Origin of the sequence: Streptomyces sp. NPDC000348, assembly GCF_042898795.1 — a bacterium.
GTDB lineage: Bacteria > Actinomycetota > Actinomycetes > Streptomycetales > Streptomycetaceae > Streptomyces.
In genome coordinates this window covers 115,273-130,771 of record NZ_JBIAZD010000006.1, presented here as the reverse complement: position 1 = coordinate 130,771, position 15,499 = coordinate 115,273, and the positions used below count along the sequence as shown (strand labels likewise).

Here is a 15,499-nt window from a genome sequence, read left to right as displayed (position 1 = left end):
GTTCACTTCCTGCGTTCGCGGTAGGCGGCCACCAGCGCGGCCGTGGACGGGTCGAGGCCGGGGACGTCGGCGCCCTCGGTGAGGGCGGGTTCGACGCGCTTGGCGAGCACCTTGCCGAGTTCGACGCCCCACTGGTCGAAGGAGTCGATGTCCCAGACGGCTCCCTGGACGAAGACCTTGTGCTCGTACAGCGCGATCAGCTGACCGAGCACCGAGGGGGTCAGCTCGGTGGCCAGGATCGTGGTGGTGGGGTGGTTGCCCCGGAAGGTGCGGTGCGGCACCTGCTCCTCGGGCACGCCCTCCGCCCGTACCTCCTCGGCGCTCTTGCCGAAGGCGAGGGCCTGGCCCTGCGCGAACAGGTTGGCCATCAGCAGGTCGTGCTGGGCCTCGAGTTCACCGCTCAGCTCGGCGACCGGGCGGGCGAAGCCGATCAGGTCGGCCGGGACGAGCTTCGTCCCCTGGTGGATCAACTGGTAGTAGGCGTGCTGTCCGTTGGTGCCGGGCGTACCCCACACCACCGGCCCCGTCTGCCAGACGACGGGGCGGCCCCGGCGGTCCACCGACTTGCCGTTGGACTCCATGTCCAGCTGCTGGAGATAGGCGGTGAACTTCGACAGGTAGTGCGAGTACGGCAGCACGGCGTGCGACTGGGCGTCGAGGAAGTTGTTGTACCAGACGCCCAGCAGGCCCATGATCAGGGGGGCGTTGGCCTCGGCGGGGGCGTTGACGAAGTGCTCGTCGACGATCCGGAACCCGTCGAGCATCTCCCGGAAGCGGTCCGGGCCGATGGCGATCATCAGGGAGAGGCCGATCGCGGAGTCGTAGGAGTAGCGTCCGCCGACCCAGTCCCAGAACTCGAACATGTTCGCCGTGTCGATGCCGAAGTCCGCGACCTTCCCGGCGTTGGTCGACAGGGCGACGAAGTGCCGGGCCACCGCCTTCTCGTCGCCCCCCAGTCCGTCGAGCAGCCAGGTCCGCGCCGAGGTGGCGTTGGTGATCGTCTCGATCGTGGTGAAGGTCTTGGAGGCGACGATGAACAGAGTCTCCGCCGGGTCCAGGTCCCGGACGGCCTCGTGCAGGTCGGCGCCGTCCACGTTGGACACGAACCGGAAGGCCAGCGAACGGTCGGTGAAGGCGCGCAGCGCCTCGTACGCCATCGCCGGGCCGAGGTCGGAGCCGCCGATGCCGATGTTGACGACGGTGCGGATGCGCTTGCCGGTGTGGCCCGTCCACTCGCCGGAGCGGACCCGGCCGGCGAAGTCGGCCATCCTGTCGAGCACGGCGTGCACGGCCGGGACGACGTTCTCGCCGTCGACCTCGATCACCGCGTCCCGCGGGGCGCGCAGGGCGGTGTGCAGCACCGCCCGGTCCTCGGTGACGTTGATCCGCTCGCCCCGGAACATGGCGTCGCGCAGGCCGAACACGTCGGTGGCCCGGGCCAGTTCGAGCAGCAGGGCGAGCGTCTCGTCGTTGACCAGGTGCTTGGAGTAGTCGATGCGCAGATCGCCCACACGGACGACGTACCGCTGCGCGCGGGACGGGTCGCCGGCGAACAGCTCGCGCAGGTCCGGCCGCGGCAGCGCGTCCGCGCGGTGGTTCTCCAGGGCGGCCCACTCGGGGCGCCGGGTCGGCTCGGGGGCGTCAGACATGAGCGGGGATCTCCTCGGTGGCCTCGCCGCCCAGGGCGACGGCGTACATCTCGTCCGCGTCGAGGCGCCTGAGCTCCTCGGCGATCAGTTCGGAGGTGGGACGGACCTTCAGCGCCAGCCGGCGCGGGGGCTGCCCCGGCAGGGTCAGCGTGGCCAGCGGACCCTCGGGACGGTCGATGACGACCTCGCCGTCCGCGGTGCCCAGCCGGACCGCCGTGACGGCGGGCCCGGCCGTCACCACCCGGTCGACGGTCACCCGCAGCCGCGCCCGGAGCCAGCGCGCCAGCAGCTCGGCGGCCGGGTTGCCGGCCTCGGCCTCCACGGTCGCCGAGGTCACCGTCGCCCGCGCCTGGTCCAGCGCCGCCGCCAGCATGGAGCGCCACAGCGTCAGCCTGGTCCAGGCGAGATCGGTGTCACCGGGCGCGTAGGTGCGCCTGCGGGCCTCGAGCACCTCCATGGGGTTCTCGGCCGTGTACAGGTCGGTGATCCTGCGCTGGCCCAGCGCGCCCAGCGGGTCCTTCGCCGGGTTCTCGGGCGCGTCCGCCGGCCACCACACCACCACCGGCGCGTCCGGCAGCAGCAGTGGCAGCACCACCGAGTCGGCGTGCTCGGACACCTCGCCGTACGTCCGCAGCACCACCGTCTCCCCGGTGCCCGCCTCCGATCCGACCCGGACCTCGGCGTCCAGCCGGGAGCGGGTGCGCTCGCGCGGGTTGCGGGTGTGCCGCTTGATCACGACCAGGGTGCGCGAGGGGTGCTCGTGCGAGGCCTCCTCGGCCGCCTTGATCGAGTCGTAGGCGTTCTCCTCGTCCGTGACGATCACCATCGTCAGGACCATGCCCACGGCCGGTGTGCCGATGGCGCGGCGGCCCTGCACCAGCGCCTTGTTGACCTTGCTTGCCGTGGTGTCGGTCAGGTCGATCTTCATGGCCTGCGCCAGCTCCGTCCGTCTCGTGCGAGCATCTCGTCGGCTTCCGCGGGTCCCCAGCTGCCCGAGGTGTACCGCGCCGGCCGGCCGTGCGACGCCCAGTACTCCTCGATCGGGTCGAGGATCTTCCAGGACTCCTCCACTTCCTGATGACGGGGGAACAGGTTGGCGTCCCCCAGCAGGACGTCCAGGATGAGCCGCTCGTACGCCTCCGGGCTGGACTCGGTGAACGACTCGCCGTAGGCGAAGTCCATGGTCACGTCCCTCAGCTCCATCGACGTGCCCGGCACCTTGGAGCCGAACCGGACCGTCATGCCCTCGTCCGGCTGCACCCGGATGACGACCGCGTTCTGTCCCAGCTCCTCGGTGGCGGTGGAGTCGAAGGGGGAGTGCGGCGCCCGCTGGAAGACCACCGCGATCTCGGTGACCCGGCGGCCCAGCCGCTTGCCGGTGCGCAGGTAGAAGGGGACGCCCGCCCAGCGCCGGTTGTCCACCCCGAGCTTGATCGCGGCGTAGGTGTCGGTCCTGGAGGAGGGGTCGATGCCCTCCTCCTCCAGGTAGCCGCGCACCTTCGTGCCGCCCTGCCAGGCCCCCTGGTACTGTCCGCGCACCGTGTGCCGGCCCAGGTCGTCCGGGACCCGCACGGCCCGGAACACCTTCAGCTTCTCGGTCAGCAGCGCGTCCGCGTCGAAGGAGGCCGGTTCCTCCATCGCGGTGAGCGCCATCAGCTGCAGCAGGTGGTTCTGGATGACGTCACGGGCGGCGCCGATGCCGTCGTAGTACCCCGCGCGGCCGCCGATGCCGATGTCCTCGGCCATGGTGATCTGCACGTGGTCCACGAAGGACCGGTTCCAGATGGGTTCGAACATCTGGTTGGCGAAGCGCAGCGCCAGGATGTTCTGGACCGTCTCCTTGCCCAGGTAGTGGTCGATGCGGAAGACCTGATCCGGGTCGAACACCTCGTGGACGATCGCGTTCAGGTCCTGCGCCGACCTCAGGTCGTGCCCGAACGGCTTCTCGATCACCGCGCGCCGCCAGGACCCCTCGGGGGCGTCGGCCAGCCCGTGCTTCTTCAGCTGCTGGACGACCTTCGGGAAGAACCTCGGCGGTACGGAGAGGTAGAAGGCGTAGTTGCCGCTGGTGCCCCGGGAGGCGTCCAGCTCGTCGACGGCCTGGCGCAGCTGGTCGAACGCGTGGTCGTCGTCGAAGTCGCCCGGGACGAACCGCATGCCCTCGGCCAGCTGCTGCCAGACCTCCTCGCGGAACGGGGTGCGCGCGTGCTCCTTGACGGCGTCGTGCACGACCTGGGCGAAGTCCTGGTCCTCCCAGTCCCGGCGGGCGAACCCGAGCAGCGAGAAGCCCGGCGGCAGCAGGCCCCGGTTGGCCAGGTCGTACACGGCCGGCATCAGCTTCTTGCGGGACAGGTCGCCGGTCACCCCGAAGATGACCAGCCCGGAGGGGCCCGCCACCCGGGGCAGACGCCTGTCCCGGGGGTCGCGCAGCGGGTTGGACCAGTCGGCCGGCGGCGCGGGGAGAGCCGCGAGGGTCTTCTCCCGTCCCTCCGGCCGCTCCTGCGCAGCGTCCGTCGTCGGTTCGGTCGTCTCGTCGGTCATTCCGCGTCAGCTCCCTCGCTGTCGAGCGACTTCGGCACCGCGTCGAGCAGCTCCTGCCGGGCGTCCCCGGACTTCGCGGCGCCCTTGTCCGCACGCCGCCGCGCCACCTCGCCGTGCGGCGACGCCGTGCGGACGGAGCCGGGGGCGGCCGGCGCCACCACATCCAGGGTGTCCTTGTCCGCCGGGTCCTTCACCTCGGTGGACGCCCGGCGCTCACCGGGGAGGACCCTCGCGGTCGCTTCACTCACTGTGCTCATCTTCTTTCTCGCGGTCACGACAACCGTGCGCGGCGGCCGGTGATTCCCTGACGGCCACCTCGCCGGGGCGACGCCGTACGGGGCGGGTGGCGCGCCGCATCCCTTCAAGAGGTTCTCGGTCCAAGCGGTATCGATGCCGTCATGTGTTCAAGTTTAAAAGTATGATCTTTTTTGATGGCGGGCCCGCCCCCGGCCGACGGGGCGTCCCCCGGTGCCGACGGCCCACCACTCCTCGCGCGGTGCCGGGTACCGCGGAACCGCCATGACCATGCAGTCCCTGGCAGGGACATGAGAAAGAGGGCCCCACGCACGCGTGGGGCCCTCTCGCCCGGCCGGGAGGGCCGGTGTGGGGGGTGGGATCAGTGGCCGAAGGTGAACCAGTTGACGTTCACGAAGTCCGACGGCTGACCGCTGGTGAAGGTCAGGTGGACGTCGTGGGTGCCCGTCACGTCGCCGATGTTCGCCGGGATCGTCCGCCAGGACTGCCAGCCGCCCGTGTTGCCCACGGCGAAGCTGCCGATGGGCGCGTTGCTCCGGCTGTCCAGGCGCACCTCGACCAGCCCGCTGATGCCGGCGCCGGCGCCGCTCGCCACCCGCGCGGAGAACTGCCGGGCCGGGTTCGAGCCGAAGTCGACACCCTTGTACTGCAGCCAGTCGCCGCCTGCCAGCGCGCCCACGTTCCGGCCGCCGCCGGAGTCCGAGGTGGTCTCCGTCATCGTTCCGCTCTGGCCGTCGTAGGACTCGGCCTGGATGGTGCCGTAGGCGTCACGGTTGCCGGTCGGCGGGGGAGTGGTGCCGCCGCCCCCGGAGGTCAGCACCTGCACGTAGTCGACGAGCATCGAGTGTCCGGGCTGGGTGCCCGCGTCCGGGCCGCCGCCGAAGGCGTCGGGGAAGCCGCCGCCCATCGCCACGTTCAGGATGATGAAGTAGCCGTGGTTCGTCGCGTTCGTCCAGGTCGTCGCGTCGACCTGGTTCTCCCGCACGGTGTGGAAGGTGGTGCCGTCGAGGGAGAAGCGGATCTCCTCCACGCTCGTCGAGCGGTCCCACTCCATCCGGTAGGTGTGGAAGCCGGCCTGGCACGTGGTGCCCTGACAGGTGGTCGAACCGCCGATGCCGCTGGTCTCGTTGCACGGGCCGCCCGGTGAGGTGCCGCAGTGCATCGTGGCGAACACGGTGTTGTTGCCCTGCGTGTTCTCCATGACGTCCAGCTCGCCGACGGCGGGCCAGTTCCAGTAGTTGCCCCGGTAGGGGGAGCCCAGCATCCAGAACGCCGGCCAGTAGCCCTTGGCGGCGGCGCCGGTGACGTTCGGCACCTGGATGCGGCCCTCGACGCGGAGCTTGCCGCCGGCCGGGGGCTGGAAGTCGGTGCGGTTGGTCTCGATGCGGCCGGAGGTCCAGTTGCCGGAGGCGTCGCGGCGCGGGGTGATGCGCAGGTTGCCGTTGCCGTCGAGGGAGACGTTGTCCGCGTTGGACGTCATCGTCTCGATCTCACCGGTGCCCCAGTTGGCGGGGCCGCCCGGATAGCCCCTGCCGGTCGCGTACTGCCAGTTGGAGGTGTTGACACCGCTGCCCGCGGGACCGTCGAAGTCGTCGGCGAACACCTGGGTCCAGCCCGACGGCGGAGGCGGCACGGAGGCGCTCGCGGACGTGCCGGCCGCGGTGGCGGCGCCCGCCGCGAGCGCGAGCGTGCTGACGACGGCGAGGAGCGCCCGTCGCGGCGGGCGGGGTCTGCGGAGCGTGCGGGGGGTGCCGGAGGTGTCACTCATGCGGGGATGCCCTCTCGGGTGCGGATGCCTGTGGCGGGGGGGTGTTCGAGAGCCCGGAACCGTGAATGAGAGCGCTCTCAGAGTGACGCCAATGTGCTCTGCGACGCTTGCGCCGTCAAGAGGTGTAACCGAGAAAGTCCTTGTGGGGGTGGGGGGTTCACACCCCGAATGGACGCGAATGGGTGCAAGGGGCGCCGCGAACGGCCAAGGGGCACGGGGCCGGGGAGCTCCCGGGCGCCGTGCCCGTCGCTCCGTTCGACCGTGCGCGGGCGGGAGGGGGACGCCGGGCCGGTGGTGCGGCGGCCGCGGACGAGCCGTGGCGCCCCACGCGGTTGCCCGCACCCCTGACGAAGGGCGCGGGCAACCGCGTGAAAGGGATCCGGCGGGTGCTCACACCCCCGTGGGCACGCGCGGCCGGGGTGCCTCCGCCGGCTCCTCGTGGAGGCCGAAGCGGTCGTGGACCCGGCGCAACGGGGCCGGGGCCCACCAGGCGTGGCGGCCGAGGAGGGACATGGTGGCCGGGACCAGGAGCATCTGGACGACGGTCGCGTCGATGAGGACGGCCAGGGTGAGCCCCAGGCCGATCTGCAGGATCGGCGAGAAGCCGCCCGTCATGAAGGCGGCGAAGACCACCGCCAGCAGCAGCGCCGCGCAGGTGACCACCCTGCCCGAGCGGCGCAGCCCGTCCACCACGGCCTCCGCGTCGTCGCCGGTGCGCTGCCGCGCCTCCCGCATCCGGGCCAGGATGAACAGCTCGTAGTCCATGGCGAGTCCGAACGCGATCGCGATGATCAGCGGCGGTGCGGTGAGGCTCAGCGCCCCCAGCCCCTCGGTGCCCAGCAGTCCGGCCAGATGACCGTCCTGGAAGACCCACACCACCGCGCCGAGCGCGGCGCCCAGGCTGAGCAGCGTCGTCACGACGGTGCGCAGCGGCAGCAGCACGGAACCGGTGAACGCGAACAGCAGCACGAAGATGCCGGCCAGGACGGTCAGGGCCGCCCAGGGCGCCCGTTCGGCGAGCATCTCGCGGAAGTCGACCAGCCGGGCCGCGGGCCCGGTCACCTCGACCGCTTCGTCGCCGCGTACCTCCCGCACCCGCTCGACCAGGTCGGTCGCCTCCTTGCCGTCGGCCTCGCCGGGCGGCCGGATCTCCAGCACCGTGGCACCGCCGGGCAGTTCACGGGTCGCGGTGGCCGGGGACAGCGCGCTGATCCCCTCGACGGTCGCGGCGTCGGTGCCGGGCCGGACGACGACGGTGACCGGCGTGACCCCGGCGCCGGGCGGGAAGTGGTCGCCCACGGTGTCGTGCAGCTGCCGGGCCTCGCTGGCCGTGGACAGCTGCCGCGCATCCCCGATGGCGATCTTCATCCCGGCCACCGGCACCGCGAGGACCAGCAGCACCGGGACGGCCACGGCCAGGACGGCGATCCGGCGCCGGGCCGCGAAATGGGCGATCCGTGCGAAGAGCCGGCCCTCCTCGACCCCCGGACGGTCCTTCGCCGGGGTGATCCGCCCGCCGAACCGGGCCAGCATCGCGGGCAGCAGGGTGAGTGCGGCCAGCATGTCGATGACGACCACGGCGGCGACCGCGAGGCCCATGCTGCGCAGGAACACGCTCGGGAAGACCAGCAGCCCGGTCAGGCTGACGGCCACCGTGAGCCCGGAGAACAGCACCGTCCGCCCGGCCGCCGCGACCGTGCGGTGCACCGCCTCGACGACGTCCTCGGTGTGCCGGCGCTCCTCCCGGAAACGCATCAGCATCAGCAGGGCGTAGTCCACGGCGAGTCCGAGCCCCAGCATCGTCGTCACCTGGATCGCGTACACGGAGATGTCCGTGACCTCACTGAAGAGGAACAGCGCCAGGAAGGCCCCCGCGATCCCGCTGACCGCGACGACCAGCGGCAGCAGCGCCGAGCGCAGACCGCCGAACACCACGAGCAGCAGCGCCAGCACCACCGGCAGGGAGACCATCTCCGCGAACTTGACGTCCTTCTGGGCCTGCTCGCTGAGCTGCTGTCCCAGCAGCGGGCCCCCGCTCACCTGGACGTCGGGGGCGTCGATCTCCCTGATCCGGTCGGCCGCCGCGTCGAGCGTGTCCTCCTCGGCGTCGTCCTCCAGACCGCCCACGAGCGTGACGGGGATGATCAGCGCCTTCCCGTCCTCCGCGGTCAGGCCGGGCGTGGTGTACGGGTCGGGCACGGCGGCGACCCCGGCCACCTTCCGGACGTCGGCGACGGCCCGCTCGACCTCGGCGCGCAGCTTCGCGTCCGAGACGGCGGTGCCGGCCACCACGCCGGTGATCGACTCGCCCGCCGGGTCCACCCGGTCCAGGTACTGGGCGGCCGACTCCGACTCGGTTCCGGGTACTTCGGGCACGTTGTCGGAGAGCCGCGCGAACACGCCCGTCCCCAGCCCGAATCCCAGCAGCAGAAAGAGCCCCCACAGGAGCATCACGGTCAAGGGGCGGCGGGTGGCCGCCCGGGCGAGTGCGGAAAGCACGGTCCCTCCCGGCGAGTGACGGTTCGTCGACGCCTCTCAGACTCGCGCCGGGGGCGGTGCGGCGGATCGCCGGAGGGAGTGGTTTGCGGCCCTCGCCCGTACGGGGGAGAGGGCCTCCTCACTCACTCCTCAGGAGGAGCCGGGGACGATCAGCCCCGTCTCGTACGCGCAGATCACCGCCTGCACCCGGTCCCTGAGACCGAGCTTGCCCAGCACGTTGCTCACATGGGTCTTGACGGTGTGCTCACTGACGAACAGGGTCGTCGCGATCTCCGCGTTGGACAGTCCCCGGGCCAGCAGCCGCAGCGTCTCCACCTCGCGGGCGGTGAGCGCGTCCAGCCGCTGCGGGGTGGCGGCCTCGGCGGCGGCCCGTTCCCGGCGGCGCCGCACGATGTCCGCGACCAGCCGCCGGGTCACCGCGGGGGCGAGCAGCGAGTCGCCCGCCGCGACCACCCGCACCGCGTGCACGAGGTCGTCCCGGCGGACGTCCTTCAGCAGGAAGCCGCTGGCACCCGCGTACAGCGCCTCGTACACGTACTCGTCCAGGTCGAACGTGGTCAGCATGACCACCTTGCAGACCGACTGCGCGCACACCCGGCGGGCCGCCTCCAGGCCGTCCATCACCGGCATGCGGATGTCCAGCAGCAGCACGTCCGGGGCGTGCCGGCGCACCGCGGCGACGGCCTCCTCGCCGTCCCCGGCCTCGGCGACCACCTCGATGTCGTCCTGGGCGTCGAGGATCATGCCGAAGCCGGCCCGCACCAGCTCCTGGTCGTCGGCGACGACCACCCGGATGCTCACCCGAGGGCCCCCTGCCGGTCGGCGGCCACGGGCAGGCGTACGACGACCCGGAATCCGCCGTCCGGACCGCTGCCGGTCTCGGCGCTGCCCCCGCAGGCGGCGGCCCGCTCCCGGATGCCGATCAGCCCGTGTCCGCCGACCGGCGTGGGTGTGCCCCGCCCGTCGTCCGTCATCGTGAGGGTCACCTGGTCCTCCGCCCAGTCCAGCTCCACCACGGCGCGGGAGGCACGGGCGTGCTTCACGGTGTTGGTGAGAGCTTCCTGGACCACACGGTAGGCGGCGACCTCGGTGTCCGAGGACAGCGGGCAGGGTATGCCCGTGGTGCGCAGTTCGGTGCGCAGTCCCGTGGAGTCCTGGACCTGGCGGACCAGCTCGGGCAGCGCCGCCAGGCTCGGCTGCGGCAGCCGCCGCGCGACGTCCCCGTCCGGCCGCTCCTCCTTCAGCACACCCAGGATGCGCCGTAGTTGGGACATCGCGTCCCGGCCGGTCGTCGCGATGGTGTCGAACGTGGCCTCCGCGCGCTCCGGATCCTTGCGCACCACCACGGGTCCGGCCTCCGCCTGCACCACCATCAGGCTCACGGCGTGCGCCAGGATGTCGTGCATGTCCCGGGCGATACGGGCGCGTTCCTCCGCGCGGGCCCGCGCGGTGTCCGCGGCCCGCTCCCGTTCCAGCCGACGGGCCCGGTCCTCCAGTTCGGTGGTGTACGCGCGCTGGACCCGGGCGAGCACCCCGAGGGCGTAGGCGCAGACGAGGCCCATCAGATGGAAGGCGTACTCGAAGGGCTCCTTGTCCGCCTGGTGCTGCATGGTCACGACGACCCCGACGATCCAGCCCGTGAGCATGAGCCGGCGCTGCGGGGGCCCGACCTGGGCGGCCATGGTGTACAGCACGACCATGCCGCCGTACATCACGTCCGGCGGGGGAGCCTGGTACAGCGCCTGCGCCGGGGTGGCGAACGACACGGCCCACGCGGCCGTGCAGGGCGCCCGCCGCCGCCAGACCAGCGGTACGGCCGTGGCGGCGCCGAGCAGCCAGCCCTGCCAGGTCAGCCGGTCGTCGCCCCCGCCGGGGAAGATCCAGTGCAGGGAGACGGCGAACAGCACGAGTGCGGCGAGCGCCGTGTCGAGGGCGTACGGATTCGCCGTACGCCAGCGGACGACGACCGGCGCGAAGGCGGACCGGAGGGACATGGGCGGCTCCTCGGGGCGGGGGCCGTACCAGTATCACGAGGAGCCGGGAGCCCGGTCCTCACCGGTGAGAGGGATTTCGCGGCGGCTTCGGGCAGGTACGGGGCGGCTCGCCGCGCCGGCCGGGAAGGACGACGGCGACCGGCCCCCGCCCCGGCCGGGAGGTCCGCATGCCGGCCCGGCGGCCGTCGACGCCGGTGCCGGGTGCGGGTGGCCGAAGGCCGAGAGCGCGGACAACGGACGGTCGGGCGCGGAGCGACCGTCCGTGGCCGGCCGGCCTCCCGCAGGTCGGGCCGGCGGCGGGTGCCCCCGGCGCGGTCGCGCCGCGAGTAGGGTCGTCCCGGTGCGTCGTGGTGGGAAGGTGCGGATGTGAAGCTGACGATTCTGGGCGGCGGGGGATTCCGCGTGCCGCTGGTGTACGGGGCGCTGCTCGGGGACCGCGCCGAGGGCCGGGTCACCCGTGTCGTCCTGCACGACGTGGACGCCGGGCGGCTGCGCGCGATCGCCCGGGTGCTGGCCGAGCAGGCCGCCGGTGTGCCCGACGCGCCCGAGGTGACCGTCACCACCGACCTCGACGAGGCGCTGCGCGGCGCGGGGTTCGTCTTCTCCGCGATCCGCGTGGGCGGCCTCGGAGGCAGGGCGGACGACGAACGGGTCGCCCTCGCCGAGGGCGTGCTCGGCCAGGAGACGGTCGGCGCGGGCGGCATCGCCTACGGTCTGCGCACCGTGCCCGTCGCCGTCGACATCGCCCGGCGGGTGGCCCGCCTCGCCCCCGACGCCTGGGTCATCAACTTCACCAACCCCGCGGGCCTGGTCACCGAGGCCATGTCCCGCCACCTCGGCGACCGCGTCATCGGCATCTGCGACTCACCGGTCGGCCTCGGCCGCCGCATCGCCCGGGTGCTCGGCGCGCGGCCGCGGGAGGCGTGGATCGACTACGTCGGCCTCAACCACCTCGGCTGGGTGCGCGGTCTGCGGGTCGCCGGCCGCGACGAACTGCCGCGCCTGCTCGCCGACCCCGTCCTGCTCGGCTCCTTCGAGGAGGGCAGGCTCTTCGGCGCCGACTGGCTGCAGTCCCTGGGCGCGATCCCCAACGAGTACCTGCACTACTACTACTTCAACCGTGAGGCCGTACACGCCTACCGGGAGGCGAAGCGGACCCGGGGCGCGTTCCTGCACGACCAGCAGGCACGGTTCTACGCCGGGGTGGCCGACCCCGGCGTCCCCGCCCTGGAGCTGTGGAACCGCACCCGCGCCGAACGCGAGGCCACCTACATGGCCGAGAACCGGGAGGCGGCCGGCGCGGGCGAACGCGAGGCCGAGGACCTGTCCGGCGGCTACGAGGACGTGGCGCTCGCCCTGATGCGGGCGATCGCCCGCGACGAACGCGCCACCCTGATCCTCAACGTCCGCAACCGCGGCACCCTGTCACCGCTGGACGGGGACGCCGTCATCGAGGTCCCCTGCCTGGTGGACGCCAGTGGCGCGCACCCCGTCTCCGTCGACCCGCTGCCCGACCACGCCACCGGTCTGGTCTGCGCCGTCAAGGCCGTGGAGCGCGAGGTGCTCGCCGCCGCCCGGTCGGGTTCCCGCGCGACGGCCGTCAAGGCGTTCGCGCTGCATCCGCTCGTCGACTCCGTGAGCGTGGCCCGCCGCCTCGTCGACGGCTACACCGCCGTCCACCCCGGCCTCGCCTACCTCGGATAGCGGGCGGACACGGCTTCGGGCCGGCCGGTCGCCCCCCGTGACAGCGGCCGACCGACCCGAGCCCCCCGTTCCCCCGTTCTTTTGTGCTTCCCCCCCCGGCGGTTCCCCCGAGCCGCCTTCACCATCAAGAGCACGCGGTCCGGCTCCTGATACACCCCCGGCGGAAATTTTCCGGAGAATTCCTACGCGGGAGCCCCGGTCGCCGTCCGCGGCTCCACGGACGGGGCCGGAGCCGGTACGGCCCCGAGCGCGGACGCGGGCACGTCGGCACGCTGCTGGGGCAGCGTCACCGGCAGCAGCGGACGCGGACCCGACACCACCGTGTAGTCCTGGCCGAGGAACGGCGGCGTGATCTCGCCCGGGTCCTCGCCGAGCGCCAGCCGCACGGCGGCCCACGGGACGTTCACCCCGCACAGCGACAGCTGGTGCAGCCCGCCCGCCGGCCGGGTGTTGACGTCCATGAGCACGGGCCGCTCGCCCAGCATCCGGAACTGGATGTTGGACAGATGGTGCAGTCCGAAGCCCTCCGCGATCCGCCGGGCCGGCTCCAGCCACTGCTCGTGCAGCGTGAAGCCCCTGCGTCGGCCGTTCTTGGTGCGCCCCACCGCCAGCCGGACCCGGTTGTCGGTCCCGGTGAGGCAGTCCACCGACACCTCGGGCTGCTCCAGCCGGGGCATCACCAGCCAGTCCACCGGCTCGTCGGCCTCCCGTACGGCGTCCAGCACCAGGCCGAGCGGCACGTACGGGCTCGGGAAGCCGCTCAGCTGCGCGAGCGAGAAGGGAGTGCGGGTGATCACGCGGAAGCCCACCCCGCCCGCGCCGGAGGCGGGCTTGAAGCAGGCCCGGTACCCGCGCGCCTCCAACTCCTCCACGGCGGCGACGAGTTCGTCCGCGCTGCGGACCCGCCACCAGGGCGGTACGGGCACCCCGATCGCCTGGACCGCCTCGTAGGCGATCACCTTGTCGTGGAACACGGCCACCGCCTCGGGCGGCGGTGCCAGCAGCGCCGTACCGACCGCCTCGAACTCGGCGCGGTGCGCGACGACCGCCGCCTGGTGCAGCCGGGGCACGAACACGTCGATGCCGCGCCGCTCGCACTGGGCGAGCGCGTACTCGACGTACGCCGCCGGAGACAGTCCTTCGGGCTCCGGCTCGGCAGTGTCGGCGGCGGCCAGCACGGGGGAGTCGGGGTCGCCGTGGGTGGCGTGGATCTCGACGGCCCGGTCGTCGGGATTCCTCCGCAGCTGATCCATGAAGAACACGTTCTCCGCGTACGTGCGGTTGAGCCAGACGCGTACGCGAGAGACCATGCAGGCCGCCTTTCGGGGTTCGCGGGCAGGGCTCAGTGGCCCGTTGCCCGGGCAGGAGTGCGGAGGGTCACCAAACCGCCCTGTGGAAGGGTGTTTCACGGCGGTGGTGTTGGGGCAGATCATACGGCTTCGCAGGCTGTTCCCGTACCACACACGGATGACGGGGCACGCTTGTTCCGGCGGCACCGATGTGATCTCGTGGTGGCCTGCGCGACGGCTGGAGGAGCGACGGGTGATGTCGGGGACAGAGGGCGGCGGACAGCTGTGGGCCATCAGCGACCTGCACATCGGCTACGCCGAGAACCGTGCCCTGGTCGACGGGATGCGGCCCGGGTCGGACGGCGACTGGCTGATCGTGGCCGGTGACGTCGCGGAGACCGTGGAGGACGTCCGCTGGGCCCTCAAGACCCTGGCCGGCCGGTTCGCCAAGGTCGTCTGGGTGCCCGGCAACCACGAGCTGTGGACCCATCCGAGCGACCCGGTCACGCTGCGCGGCGTCGCCCGCTACGACCACCTGGTCGAACAGTGCCGCGACCTGGGGGTGATCACACCCGAGGACCCGTACCCCGTCTGGGAGGGCCCCGGCGGCCCGGTCGTCGTCGCGCCGCTGTTCCTGCTGTACGACTACTCGTTCCTGCCGTCCGGGTGCGCCACCAAGGACGAGGGACTGGAGTACGCCCACGGCACCGGGGTCGTCTGCACCGACGAGCGGCTGCTGCACCCCGATCCGTACCCGAGCCGGGAGGCCTGGTGCCGGGCCCGGGTCGCCTGGACCGAACGCCGGCTGGCCGAGGTGCCGGACGGACTGCCGCTCGTCCTGGTCAACCACTGGCCGCTGCACCGCCATCCGACGGACGTCCTGTGGTACCCCGAGTTCGCCATGTGGTGCGGCACCGTGCTCACCGACGACTGGCACCGGCGGTTCCCCGTCCACACCATGGTCTACGGCCATCTGCACATCCCCCGGAGCACCCGGCAGGACGGCGTCCGCTTCGAGGAGGTGTCGGTGGGCTACCCGCGCGAATGGCGCAAGCGGGAACAGCCGCCGGGGCGGCTGCGCCGGATCGTGCCGCGGGAGGACGAGGGGCGATGATCGAGGAACTGCTGCCGCGCACGGTGGTCGCCGTCGAGGCCTACGGCGACGAGGGCGCCGACGCCCCGCTGTATCCCGAGGAGGAGGCGCTGCTGAAGCGCGCCGTCCCCAAGCGCCGCCGGGAGTTCACCGCCGCACGCGCCTGTGCCCGCCGCGCCATGGACAAGCTGGGCGTGCCCGCGCGGCCGGTGCTGCCCGGTGAGCGGGGCGCCCCCGTCTGGCCCGACGGGCTGGCCGGCAGCATGACCCACTGCCGGGGCTACTGCGCCGCCGCCCTGGTGCGCACCGCCGACCTGGCGTCCCTCGGCATCGACGCGGAACCCCATGCTCCGCTGCCCGAGGGCGTCCTGTCCTCCGTGGCGCTGCCGCAGGAGGCGGCGCGGATCGGCGGACTGACCGGGGAACTGCCCGCCGTGCACTGGGACCGGCTGCTGTTCAGCGCCAAGGAGTCCGTCTACAAGGCGTGGTTCCCGCTCACCGGGAAGTGGCTGGACTTCCTGGAGGCCGACCTCGAGCTCTTCGCCGACCCCGGCGAGCACACCCGCGGCGGCTTCCGGGCCACCCTCCTCGTCCCCGGCCCGCGCGTGGGCACCCGTGTGGTCGACCACTTCACCGGCCGCTGGATCACCGGGGGAGACCTGGTCGCGACGGCGGTCGCCGTCCCGCACCCCTGAGCGGGACGGCGG

12 protein-coding genes are annotated in these 15,499 nt (G+C 72.7%); 3 read left to right on the top strand and 9 right to left on the bottom strand.

The genetic code is table 11. The features are described from left to right. Positions 1-2: 2 nt before the first annotated feature. The 8 genes from pgi to ACFY3N_RS14345 all read right to left on the bottom strand — a co-directional run bounded on the left by pgi (position 3) and on the right by ACFY3N_RS14345 (position 10,706). Positions 3-1,649, bottom strand: coding sequence for a glucose-6-phosphate isomerase (pgi, locus tag ACFY3N_RS14380; RefSeq protein WP_390816975.1), 1,647 nt, complete (start codon positions 1,647-1,649; stop codon positions 3-5). Next, a complete protein-coding gene (gene opcA, locus ACFY3N_RS14375) occupies positions 1,642-2,577 on the bottom strand; it encodes a glucose-6-phosphate dehydrogenase assembly protein OpcA (RefSeq protein WP_390816974.1) in 936 nt (311 codons plus the stop codon). The genes pgi and opcA overlap by 8 nt, the downstream gene beginning before the upstream one ends. Beyond that, entirely contained in the window at positions 2,574-4,190 is a 1,617-nt protein-coding gene (zwf, locus tag ACFY3N_RS14370; RefSeq protein WP_390816973.1) for a glucose-6-phosphate dehydrogenase, read from the bottom strand. The genes opcA and zwf overlap by 4 nt, the downstream gene beginning before the upstream one ends. Further along, on the bottom strand, positions 4,187-4,438 hold the full coding sequence (locus ACFY3N_RS14365; RefSeq protein WP_390816972.1) for a hypothetical protein: 252 nt from the start codon (positions 4,436-4,438) through the stop codon (positions 4,187-4,189). Before ACFY3N_RS14365 ends, zwf begins: the two co-directional genes overlap by 4 nt. Positions 4,439-4,806: 368 nt before the next feature. Then, a complete protein-coding gene (locus ACFY3N_RS14360) occupies positions 4,807-6,213 on the bottom strand; it encodes a glycoside hydrolase family 16 protein (protein ID WP_390816971.1) in 1,407 nt (468 codons plus the stop codon). Positions 6,214-6,603: 390 nt separating this feature from the next. Beyond that, positions 6,604-8,712 carry an MMPL family transporter gene (locus ACFY3N_RS14355; RefSeq protein WP_390816970.1) on the bottom strand — a complete coding sequence of 703 codons (2,109 nt, stop codon included), beginning with the start codon at positions 8,710-8,712 and terminating at the stop codon, positions 6,604-6,606. A gap of 129 nt (positions 8,713-8,841) precedes the next feature. Continuing rightward, a complete protein-coding gene (locus tag ACFY3N_RS14350) occupies positions 8,842-9,513 on the bottom strand; it encodes a response regulator (RefSeq protein WP_390816969.1) in 672 nt (223 codons plus the stop codon). Then, entirely contained in the window at positions 9,510-10,706 is a 1,197-nt protein-coding gene (locus ACFY3N_RS14345; protein WP_390816968.1) for a sensor histidine kinase, read from the bottom strand. Before ACFY3N_RS14345 ends, ACFY3N_RS14350 begins: the two co-directional genes overlap by 4 nt. 366 nt (positions 10,707-11,072) lie before the next feature. Here ACFY3N_RS14345 and ACFY3N_RS14340 point away from each other — a divergent pair, with 366 nt between their 5' ends. Then, positions 11,073-12,410 (top strand): 6-phospho-beta-glucosidase, encoded by a 1,338-nt coding sequence (locus tag ACFY3N_RS14340; RefSeq protein WP_390816967.1) that lies wholly within the window; start codon positions 11,073-11,075, stop codon positions 12,408-12,410. A 182-nt stretch (positions 12,411-12,592) separates the two neighbouring features. Here ACFY3N_RS14340 and ACFY3N_RS14335 read toward each other — a convergent pair whose 3' ends face one another. Next, complete coding sequence (locus ACFY3N_RS14335) at positions 12,593-13,720, bottom strand: ATP-grasp domain-containing protein (RefSeq protein WP_390816966.1); 1,128 nt, start codon at positions 13,718-13,720, stop codon at positions 12,593-12,595. A 235-nt stretch (positions 13,721-13,955) separates the two neighbouring features. Here ACFY3N_RS14335 and ACFY3N_RS14330 point away from each other — a divergent pair, with 235 nt between their 5' ends. Next, positions 13,956-14,813 carry a metallophosphoesterase family protein gene (locus tag ACFY3N_RS14330; RefSeq protein ID WP_390816965.1) on the top strand — a complete coding sequence of 286 codons (858 nt, stop codon included), beginning with the start codon at positions 13,956-13,958 and terminating at the stop codon, positions 14,811-14,813. Next, positions 14,810-15,487, top strand: a complete 678-nt coding sequence (locus tag ACFY3N_RS14325; RefSeq protein WP_390816964.1) for a 4'-phosphopantetheinyl transferase — start codon at positions 14,810-14,812, stop codon at positions 15,485-15,487. The genes ACFY3N_RS14330 and ACFY3N_RS14325 overlap by 4 nt, the downstream gene beginning before the upstream one ends. Positions 15,488-15,499: the final 12 nt, after the last annotated feature.

Coding starts and splice junctions, on each gene's coding strand:
- pgi (WP_390816975.1), bottom strand. CDS start 1,649: ATGTCTGACGCCCCCGAGCCGACCCGGCGCCCCGAGTGGGCCGCCCTG.
- opcA (WP_390816974.1), bottom strand. CDS start 2,577: ATGAAGATCGACCTGACCGACACCACGGCAAGCAAGGTCAACAAGGCG.
- zwf (WP_390816973.1), bottom strand. CDS start 4,190: ATGACCGACGAGACGACCGAACCGACGACGGACGCTGCGCAGGAGCGG.
- ACFY3N_RS14360 (WP_390816971.1), bottom strand. CDS start 6,213: ATGAGTGACACCTCCGGCACCCCCCGCACGCTCCGCAGACCCCGCCCG.
- ACFY3N_RS14345 (WP_390816968.1), bottom strand. CDS start 10,706: ATGTCCCTCCGGTCCGCCTTCGCGCCGGTCGTCGTCCGCTGGCGTACG.
- ACFY3N_RS14335 (WP_390816966.1), bottom strand. CDS start 13,720: ATGGTCTCTCGCGTACGCGTCTGGCTCAACCGCACGTACGCGGAGAAC.
- ACFY3N_RS14330 (WP_390816965.1), top strand. CDS start 13,956: ATGTCGGGGACAGAGGGCGGCGGACAGCTGTGGGCCATCAGCGACCTG.
- ACFY3N_RS14325 (WP_390816964.1), top strand. CDS start 14,810: ATGATCGAGGAACTGCTGCCGCGCACGGTGGTCGCCGTCGAGGCCTAC.